This window comes from Mucilaginibacter sp. P1_A3, from assembly GCF_056406855.1.
The window spans coordinates 1,055,877-1,065,910 of the sequence record NZ_JBFTZJ010000001.1; the positions used below are offsets into that span (position 1 = coordinate 1,055,877).

Sequence of the window (10,034 nt, forward strand, 5' to 3'; positions counted from 1 at the left end):
TAAAAATCAAATAAACACCTACATTTATTTAGTTAATCTCTAAATCAAATTCCATTTTTTCTAAGGCAAAATGATATAGGAAAGTGGCACTTGTGTACGCGGCATACTTTTGATAGTCATCATTTTTTTCGTGGTCACCGAAATCGCTCAATGACTTAAAAGAAGCAACAGTATATGGCCTGGGTTTGGAACAGTTTTTACTGGTATAGTAAACACCATAAGTTTCCATGTCAATTCCGATCAATTTTCTACTATGGCCTTTAATTTCCTCAATAATCTTTTTATTCTGAATAACCCCTGCACCGCTGGCGAATGGTCCGATGTGGATGTTTAATTCAGGAGACGGTTTATTACCCATCCACCGTTTCTTAATGTCATCGAGAAAACTACGATCTGTTTTACATGACAATACAGCTTCTTTTAGATCTACATTAAGATCAATCGAACGATAATCAGGCTCAAAAATAGTGTTACCTTCCTCATCTGCTTTTATTTTACCACTTCCACTATCGTAGGAAATCTCGGCAACAAGAATATCGCCAAAGTTACCGACGCCCTTAACACCGCCTGCGATACCTGTCATAACAACATGCTTGGGTCTGAAATTAGTAATCAATTTATCCGTTAGAACAGATGCTGCCACCATACCCATTTGGGGAGCTGCCGCTGCAATGACAGTAATTTTCTTTTCGTGCTGAATAAAGCATCCTTTGAAATATTCCGTCGCGTCATTTGGAAGTTTAAACGCTTGCCAGGATGCTGGAAGAGCTAGCACAGCCTCTAGTTCCGTATGGCGTAACGCTGTAATAATAGCCAAATCAAACTGATAAAATAAGGCCCTGGGATTCAAAAGACTTCTTTTAGAGTCAATCAAATAAGTAAGCTTTCCTTTGATGAGGTTTTCCCAATACGTTGAGCCCGATTCATATTTAATCAAGGCCCATAGCTGATTTTCAAATTTCTCCTTAAATTGATCTATATATCCACCGAATTCGGACAAGCCGACAATATGGTAGGGTTTAATAATTCTGTTTACACGATTGATGTCATCGAGAAAATTGATTCCATTTTCTGGGGTTGGGTCATCGCCATCTCTCAATGGCAAACATAAATCCAATATCAATAAATCATAGTGTTGCGAAGCCATCAATTTTTTGGCCGCAATAATATTTGTTGCCGTATCAAAACCTTCAATCTCCGGAATGGAATCCAGCAATGAGCGGATATGTTTTAATTTGTTCTGATCATCATCAGTTACTAATATTTTAATCATTGTACACTTTTAATAAGTTCTTTTAGTTGCCTTTTCCATATTGATTGATTGGGGCTGTAAAAAACGGTGTCTACATAAAGGTTGCCATATTGATCTCTTATCATCTTCTTTAAATCTTGAAGTTCAATATAGGATTCATTCTCTCCAAAAGTTTCAAATTGCGTGACTACAATGACCTTACACATTTTGCGTTTGCGCTGGATTTCTCTCAATATGTCTACACCGGCCAATTTTCTGAAGCGATAACCATCCTCGCCTGATTTTATGTCAAAGTTTGGTAGTTGCATGTCCAGTAAAATAACATCATAACTATTTGAAAAGATTTCTTTTAATCCGGACTGATACGATCTCCGCAGTTCAATTATTCCCTCAGGGAAACCTTCTCTTAAGGAGTCGATGATTTGATTTGATTTGTTCCTATCATCCTCAATTAACAATACTTTCATTAGATTCTTTCTGGAGTTTTAATAAGTTAAACTTTATCTCTGTTTTAAAAATCCGGCGCTCATCCACTTCGGATATATTAATCTGATAGCTCTCTTGCTTTAAATCAGTAATTATCGTTTTTCTGATTTTCAGATATCCCGTCCCGCCCTCATCCCTTGTTCGGTCATTGTCGTGCGCCTGTGTCAAAAGCTGTCTGGTGTTGCTAATCTTTTGATTTAATTCTTCGAGATCAATGTCGTCAGAGAAATTATTCGTTACTAAAAGTGATAATTCACCATAGGCCTCAGAAGCAAACACTTCTGCATTGACTTGATCTATCGGCAGTTTTGCATGCTTTAAAATATTGTGTAATAGATTCTGCATGATATAAGTAAAGTGAGCGAATGTATCTCCTTCAAATTTCATCATGCATGTGTTATGTATGGTGGGGATAAAATTCGAGTATTCTTTTACCCTTTTCAGAGTTCCAACACTGGCATCTATAGGTAAGGGCAAATAAAAGTCATTAATTACTTTATTATTTGTTCTATTGAACCATTCAGCGATTTTATCGAGTTTGTTGCTAATTTCTGTTTTACAAAGCGTAATATTCCGAATCAGGTCATTCAGTTCAGGGTGTTCCTGTTTGTTAACACGTTTCTCTAGATTTTCACCCATCTCAGACAATAACCTCAACATATTGTTTTTAATGGGACCAGATATTTCCTCCCGGATGATTTCCAACATAAGCTGAGTCCTTTCCCAGAGTAATTCGATAGACTTATCAAAAAATTCGGAATGGTCACTAACGACCCCAAGCCAATTCAACAACGGCAGCAGTTCGTTCTCAAAGAATGAATAATCGAATAATCCTGCGGATTGTTTTTTCTCAGTATTGATCTGAAGCTGATCATTCTTGAGTTCATTGGAAATATTGTCGATTTGTTCAGAAAAACCTGCTAAGATCAAATCAAATGCGGATTTCTCCTCTTGAGTTCTGAAACTCATTTTTTCTATCCAAAATCTATTTTCCTGGTATTTTTCCGATGACTCATCCTTTTTGGTGATTAGTTGATAATCCTCGAAAACGCTTCTAATCTCACCCAACAAGGTGCCATGCCGAATGCGCATACTTAAATAGGTATCAATACCAAATTCATTACTTGCAATAAACATATCCCTTACTTTAAAGAACAGCTCCACACATTGCCCGAACCGAGAATATGTTGTGATCATTTTTATCTTGGAAGTAGCAATTTTGCTTGCTTCACTTGACCTATCGTAATAAGAGATAAGATAGTCATCATTCGAGGTGTCAAGTTTGTCTATTTGAGAAATAGGAAGACTTAAGAGGTTCATCAATCGATTAAATCCTTCCAATAGATCCTTATCGATTGCTTTCCTGATTCCTTGGACATCAACATAGATTTTGCTTTCATCTATTTGTTTAATGCCTTGGCGAATAAGTTGATTCCGACTAATCTCAGATATTTCATTAAAGTAATCCTCAAAATTCTCTTCATCCAGCTTACTCAGCAATAAGCAAACCTCCACGCGTTCATTCTCAAGGTGCTCCTGGCTTTCAAACAAGTATGAAGAATCATAAACTTCAGGCCTGCAGATATACTTTAAAAAATAAATCAGTTTCTCTTTATTAAACTCATCTTTGATCAATTCGATTTCGCTTGGAAAATTTAACCCGTGAGCATTAAGGAAATTATCATAAGCAATCCATAAATCATTGGGCGTAATATATTTCTGATATTGGTGGAGAAATATCGGAGTTGATATATCTCGAATAAGAGCATCGTCTTCTGTAAGTCGAATTTTTCCGATAAGAAAATCATTTCTTAAACGAATGGCGATGTTAGGACATTCCAAGTTTGCGTCAGTAATAAGCTCCATCGCACCATGCCAATTCCCCATAGGTATGTGACAATAAACCATGCCGTAAATAACTTCTTCTTGGTTGAAAATATATGACCATTCGCTAGAAAATTCATTATCCTCATACAAATCTTTGAACCCGGCGAGAGCCCCTATGAAATCTTGCTTAATCTGAAGAATTTGCGGCGCATAAATTCGCTTTCTAAACGCATCAGCATAATTTGGAAAATCAGGCAAATTTATCGACCCTAGCTGGAGACAAATATTTTTCCAAAAGCTGATAATATCAGATCCGGCAGTATTATCGGCTATAGTATCAAGATAGTTTTCGGCGGCGATATAATTACTTGTAAATATCGATAATGCTGGGTTTAAAGTAAAAGAATAGACATGAGACATCTTTATGATGTTCACATACTCATCAACTACGGAATGCTGATTAAGAAAGAAGGTCCATGCTTTAAATGTCCATGGCGTTCGGCCCAATACATTAAACGTTTTTTGCAAATTGGTAAGTGACGCTTGAGTCTCTTCATTTTTCAAAAAAACGTTATTGATATCAATTAATGTTCGATAACCTAAAGCGTCCGCCGCCATTATTTTTTCAGGTGACACACCTAATCGGATACAACATTTGATGTAAATAACGAAAAGTTCAAAACAATTTACATCAGCCTGAAAATAGTGTTCACATTGTTTCTTAGCCTGGCCGTAATTACCGACAGTGTAAATGTTTAAAATCTTTAGATATAAACTATGTGGGCTTTTAACCTTAGCTTCAAGCCGGCCTCCTAAAAGGTGACTAACGATGTAAAGACGATTGTCATCAATTAATGCGTATAAAACTTCCGTCACCTCAGCCAATGTCTTTTGCTCGTCCGTATTTATTTGAGTTTGCGCAGCCGTCATCGTTGCCATATTGATAAACGACAAGTACATGTCTACAATAGAGGTAGAGCTTTCCGCTGCCAGGATAAATCCTTTAAATTGATAAAAGCTTTTTGAATAAGAGTTCAGTTTATATTGCAGGTATTCCCGGATCCGTTCATCTTCGAAACCTTGAAGATAATTATTAGCTATTTCTTCATATTTTACGAAAGATTGGCTTCTTTCTACTTTTATACTCAAGTATTTGGAAAAGATCCGCGTAATAAGATGAACATTCTTACTTAGAATTCCTGTCAGAGTCTCTTTGTTTTTCTTGAAACCATATTGATATTCCGCCAAAAGCAATCGTTTCTCAATTGACCAGTGCGATACGCAAATCTCAATCTCTATTTTTGACAAAATACTTTCGCAGTCTCCGTAACGTCCCTGTAAAAAAGCAGAGTCAAATTTCTGCTCGGCCTGTATAAACTCATTGATTTTGCCGCTATATCCAGCCAAAATCTTCTTATACCAAAGTAATTCCTTGTTAAATTCGTTTTTCGAATAAATTATACTTTTATCACCGATCTTATCATATGTCAAGGGCAACAAGTCGCCTATAATGTGATTGAATTGTGTTTCCGATAAAGTTGAAAGTAAATATTCGGACTGTGTAGCAGGGAGCTCATACTTTATTTTGTATAAAAGCTTCGATGGAGGAATGTTATCGAGTTCTTCGCTTTTTTTTTCAATTGAACGTTCAAGTTCTCTACGTTTCGCTCGGTTTGATTCCGATTTAATACGTCTTTTTTTATACAACATGTGAATATCAATAATTTACGGTTTAGGCTAACGTCTGTACCCGCTAATATATAAGATTACGCGAGATAAAAAAACATATAAAATATATTATTACTGCCAATGGCCTCGTTCATTCATTGTCATCGCAGATTTAATTATGAGCAGAAGATATAAAGTCTTACCAAACTACTAATTACTTTCCCGCGCTACCGCAAGCACTTCCCGCTACCGCAGGCCTCCAGGCCTGTGTGCCCGCATGCAAATCACGGTGTTGTTGCAGAGCATTAAGCCTGTTTATTTACCCGCGTTCGCGTTAGGGATTGAAATGGGTACCGGCCCACGAGCGTAATGCCCGCGACGGGTATCGGGGCAGGCCTGCAGGTGTATGAATGGAAAGCCCGGCCGCCGCTGCTGCAGGTGTGTCGTCCTAAAAAATCTCTACACATTTAATGAGTAGCATTGGGTATAGCATCTTGCGCCCAACTAAGTTCTGAGCTTCGGATTACAGGCGTTGAATAAACAAAAACTTTACCCCCCCACCTACCTAACAAGGAGAATGTAAGGGGTTGGCCTGAATGACCAATAATCGGAACGGCATAGGGAGATCCGTGCGGGCTGCCATTTAAATGAATGTCTACTGTTGTATACCCACTTGCGTTGCTGCCATACTTCAGCTGAAGATGTTGATTTGCATTTGGCGTCGTTGTGAAAAATTCCACAAAAGACCCAGGATACACATAGGATGGAGCATTCCAGATACCATCCAAAACTACACTCTGAGCCATTCTTGTTTGAACCTGAAATCTAGTCCTGTCACTAATTACTTTCAAGATATCTTCAGAGTTTATTACCCGAGAGTCTATTTTTGCAAGGTCTGATCTGAGACTTTCAATTTTGTCATCTTTTTTAGTTAAAAGGTTATTTGTATAAATTTCCTTAAAGGTGCCAATTGTAAATACGGAAAAAAGGCAGAATAACGAAATATACCCTCGCTTTGTAATTCGCTTTTTCAGCGGCTGATCTGGTGCCTCAATCCAAGTCCGTCCACCAAATGCCGAAAGGGTGGCAATTAGGCTTAACAAGGCTAACAAAATATTAATTACGGTTACCATATTACTGTGATAAGTTAAATGCTTCGCTTACAATGCCTTGTTAAATATATAAAATTTAAATATCTAATTTTATATATTTTTTATTTTTACTAGCTGACTTAAAGTAATTTAGGGTTTGCATGTATGGTGTCTTCTTTCGTTATTTTTTTGAAACTTCGTTGGTTGGCTATTGCACAACGACGGTTACAGTTACATTTTCAGTTGTCCGCCGCCGGCGCACGTGCGCCAGCAATCCATATTCAAAAACATTGTTACCTACTAAAGCCTGTTTATTTACCTGCGTTCGCGTTAGGGATTGAAATGGATACCGGCCGACGAGCGTAATGCCCGCGACGGGTATCGGGGCAGGCCTGCAGGCGTATGAATGGAAAGCCCGGCCCCGTTTCTATCAACGGGGAAACGCCATGGGAAAGAATCAAGAGGTTAGAGTCAAGAATTAAGACAGGGGGATTTGGGAATAGGATATTATTTGGTTGAGGGCTTAGGGCGTTGCCGGAGCAGGGAAGAATTAGGACAAAGGACCTTTAGCTAAAGGATTTAGGGAATAAAGACTATTTAAACGCCAAATTTTGAAATCAAATTAATCCGGAATCATCTGCCCATTGATGTACTTTCGGCTCAGCACGCCCTCCCTCCGCCCCGCCCGGGGGTTATGATGGGTGCAGATCTTGATCATCAGGCTTCTTAAAAAAAGGCTGTCATTGCTGAGTCCGTTGAAGTACGTGGGCAAAGGCCTCTGCGCGCGATCCCAATGTCATGCTTGTTTCGGCACCCCAATGCTAAAGTGTATTACATGTGGGCTACCTGTCCTGTGGGGTCCTGAAACAAGTTCAGGATGACTTCATTTTTATAACTTATCATAGGTGGCGATTTAACCCCATTGTCATGCTGAACTTGTTTCAGCACCCCAACGCTAAGTATATTACATGTGGGCTACCTGTCCTGTGAGGTCCTGAAACAAATTCAGGATGACTTCTTTTATAACTCGTCATAGGTAGCGATTTAAACCCAATGTCATGCTGAACTTGTTTCAGCACCCCAACGCTAAGTATTTTACATGTGGGATACCTGTCCTGTGGGGTCCTGAAACAAGTTCAGGATGACTTCATTTTTAACTTGTCAACAGGTAGCGATTTAAACCCAATGTCATGCTGAACTTGTTTCAGCACCCCACCCGCTAAGTATATTACATGTGCGCTACCTGTCCTGTGGGGTCCTGAAACAAGTTCAGGACGACTTCAGTTTTATAACTTGTCATAGGTAGCGATTTAACCCCAATGTCATGCTGAACTTGTTTCAGCACCCCAACGCTAAGTATTTTACATGTGGGATACCTGTCCTGTGAGGTCCTGAAACAAGTTCAGGATGACTTCATTTTTATAACTTGTCATTGGTAGCGATTTAAACCCAATGTCATGCTGACTTGCTTCAGCACCCCAACGCTAAGTATATTACATGTGGGCTACCTGTCTTGTGGGGTCCTGAAACAAGTTCAGGATGACTTCATTTTTATAATTTGTCATAGGTGGCGATTTAAACCCAATGTCATGCTGAACTTGTTTCAGCACCCCAACGCTAAGTATTTTACATGTGGGATACCTGTCCTGTGAGGTCCTGAAACAAGTTCAGGATGACTTCACTTTTATAACTTGTCAATAGGCACGAAGGAGCTATTAGCAGACCATACAGGGCGAAGATGCATGACGAACAATAGATCCTTCACTCCGTTCAGGATGACAAAAAGGAAAAATCAAAAATCAAAAATTTCAAAATCCAAATTCCCAAATCCGAAATCCGAAATTCCCCCATCTGCACATCTGAAATCTGAAATCCGCACATCTAACCTCTCGCCCAATTCACCATCTTGTTCACCGTGGCCAGGCCAAGTTTGAGTTTGGCCGCTATCTGGCGCTGACTGAGGCCCTGGGTATGGAGCCCGGCAACCTGCTGGGCCTGGCGGTCGCGCAGTTGCTGGGTATTGCTGAGCAGGTGGTCGAGCTCGTGGCAGTTACCCTGGAAAATGAATTGTAAAAAACTGCTGCGGCGTTCGAGGCAGCAGAGGCAAACATTTTCGGCCCCGTAGGTTTCTTCGGTACTGCGTTGTTTGATTTGTTTGAGGTAGCGGTAGCCGGGCATAGTATGGCTTTCGCCAATGGCAAAGGCGCTATCGCAAAAGTTGATGAGCATTTTACTGCCCTGCAAATCGTTGCGGCTAAGCGGCAGGGCGGCGTTGCGCTTGGGTGTATGCGCCAGCACCAGGATACTGAGGCCATGGCGGGTTTTAAGGTACTTGAGCTGTTTCATGAGCGGCAGGGCCTCGTTGGCACGTTCGGTTCCCTTGCGCATACAGGTAATATTATCAATAATGAGCACCGTGGCGCCGGTGGCCTTGATGCCGCGGGTAAGATCGGCAATTACCTCATCGTTAAATTTATTGATTTCGCCGTAGTGTTTGTAGAGCTGGTTGTATTCGCCCCGTAAAAAATTGTCGTTAAATTTAAAGGTGCCCCGCTCGTCGGTATAGCGTTGTTCAAACTGTTTACCGGCCAGCTCAAAGTCGATATACAGCACGGTAGCTGGCTTTGCATTCAGCTGGAACCCCTGGATAGCCTTGCCCGCGGCAATGCTGTTGCCCAGTTGCACGGCCAGGATGCTTTTACCCATATTGGTATCGGCAAACAGGATGCACAGCTCGCCCTCGAGCCAAAACCGGCCAAACAGCATTTGCGGCGTGGCACATTCGCGCTCCATAGCCATCCACTGGTTGGCCCGGTAAATGTGGAACAAGCCATTGGTTTCGTACAGGTCGGGTTCCACATGGTCAAAGTCTGCCTGGTCGGTAGTGTGGGTTTCGGGCTCTTCCGGTTGGTTTTTATAAGAGATGTCGATGTTGTAGGTATTCATGGGGTTCGGGGTTGCGGGGTTCGGGGGGCGTGTTGCGAGATTCGGGTTGTGGGGGTCGGGGGAGAAACTGATCCCGTTAATTTCCCTACTGCCAATCTAAACCATACAAACTTACAACCCACCGTTTACAAAAGTGGTGACACTACTTTGTCAGTACCCCTAAACAAAGGAGTTTGGAAGCATGACAGGCATCCCCCGATAATGGTCAAAGGGTCTGGAAAGGATAGACAAAAAAACATTATTAAAAACCTGTACATTTTTGCATTTAATGTTTCAGAATGTCGCGTAAAGCTGCCCGTTTTTGATCATTTATTGTGCATAATTAAAGTATTTGAAACACCTCTATTTACTGACTTCCCCGGGTGTTCGGGTCAGCAGCATGCAGGTGTTCGGGGGTGTTCGGGGTGGGGTTGGTTAAAAAGTTAAGCTACTGGTTTACAGCAGTGTCTATTTTCAGGTGAGGATATGGCGAACAGGTAATGTATTGTTGATCAGCATGTTAATTTTGGAGAAGTAGCGATTAGCCTGGATGCTTCGTTAAAAGCGAACACCCGTCTTGGATGGAGAAGCATTGTAAACGCAAAAACCCCTCATCAGATAGATGAAGGGTTTCACGATTCAGCCTTTTGGGGCTTTTAAGATTGGGCACCGACCTACTCTCCCACGTTTTACCGCAGTACCATCGGCTCTGGCGGGCTTGACTTCTCTGTTCGGAATGGGAAGAGGTAGACACCGCCGATATAGGCACCTGAATTTCTTTTGAG

5 protein-coding genes and 1 rRNA gene are annotated in these 10,034 nt (G+C 40.9%); all 6 read right to left on the reverse strand.

Going from position 1 to position 10,034, the window contains the following annotated elements; all coding sequences use genetic code 11:
- Positions 1-28 precede the first annotated feature (28 nt).
- Positions 29-1,273: a 5'-methylthioadenosine/S-adenosylhomocysteine nucleosidase family protein gene (locus AC1D0K_RS04240; protein ID WP_477399213.1), complete on the reverse strand. Its 1,245-nt coding sequence runs from the start codon at positions 1,271-1,273 to the stop codon at positions 29-31.
- Positions 1,270-1,719: a response regulator gene (locus AC1D0K_RS04245; protein ID WP_477399215.1), complete on the reverse strand. Its 450-nt coding sequence runs from the start codon at positions 1,717-1,719 to the stop codon at positions 1,270-1,272. Before AC1D0K_RS04245 ends, AC1D0K_RS04240 begins: the two co-directional genes overlap by 4 nt.
- A complete protein-coding gene (locus AC1D0K_RS04250) occupies positions 1,700-5,275 on the reverse strand; it encodes a hypothetical protein (RefSeq protein WP_477399217.1) in 3,576 nt (1,191 codons plus the stop codon). Before AC1D0K_RS04250 ends, AC1D0K_RS04245 begins: the two co-directional genes overlap by 20 nt.
- Before the next feature lie 425 nt (positions 5,276-5,700).
- Positions 5,701-6,366, reverse strand: a complete 666-nt coding sequence (locus tag AC1D0K_RS04255; RefSeq protein WP_477399219.1) for a hypothetical protein — start codon at positions 6,364-6,366, stop codon at positions 5,701-5,703.
- Positions 6,367-8,205: 1,839 nt separating this feature from the next.
- Complete coding sequence (locus tag AC1D0K_RS04260; RefSeq protein ID WP_477397210.1) at positions 8,206-9,270, reverse strand: AAA family ATPase; 1,065 nt, start codon at positions 9,268-9,270, stop codon at positions 8,206-8,208.
- A 640-nt stretch (positions 9,271-9,910) separates the two neighbouring features.
- Positions 9,911-10,022 (reverse strand): 5S ribosomal RNA (rrf, locus tag AC1D0K_RS04265).
- Positions 10,023-10,034 lie beyond the last annotated feature (12 nt).